This window comes from Stenotrophomonas sp. A3_2 (assembly GCF_036624925.1).
GTDB lineage: Bacteria > Pseudomonadota > Gammaproteobacteria > Xanthomonadales > Xanthomonadaceae > Stenotrophomonas > Stenotrophomonas hibiscicola.
In genome coordinates this window covers 1-390 of record NZ_JAZKVY010000073.1, presented here as the reverse complement: position 1 = coordinate 390, position 390 = coordinate 1, and the positions used below count along the sequence as shown (strand labels likewise).

Below are 390 nucleotides of genomic sequence, written 5' to 3'. Positions count from 1 at the left end.
GCAGGGCTATCTGCACAACCCGGACGCTTCGGCGACGCTGTGGGAAGGCGGCTGGCTGCACACCGGCGACATCGGCACGATCGACGCCAACGGCTTCCTCGCCATCACCGACCGCATCAAGGACGTGGTGAAGACCGGCGGCGAATGGGTCTCCAGCCTCGATCTCGAGGACATCATCGCGCTGCATCCGAGTGTAGCCGAAGTGGCGGTGATCGGCGTGAAGGATGATCGCTGGGGGGAGCGGCCGCTCGCCATCGTGGTGCCGAAACCCGGGGTTGCGGCCGATGCCGAGGCGATCCGCGCGCATGTGATGAAGAGCGTGGAGGCGGGGCATATCAGCAAATACGCCGTGCCCGAGCGCATCGAATTCGTGGCGCAGCTGGCCAAGAC

1 protein-coding gene is annotated in these 390 nt (G+C 65.9%); it reads left to right on the top strand.

Features of this window, described 5'->3' with window-relative positions; all coding sequences use genetic code 11:
• Window positions 1-390 (top strand): AMP-binding enzyme (locus R5H29_RS01250; RefSeq protein WP_407073511.1); only part of this gene is annotated, 390 nt, incomplete at both ends.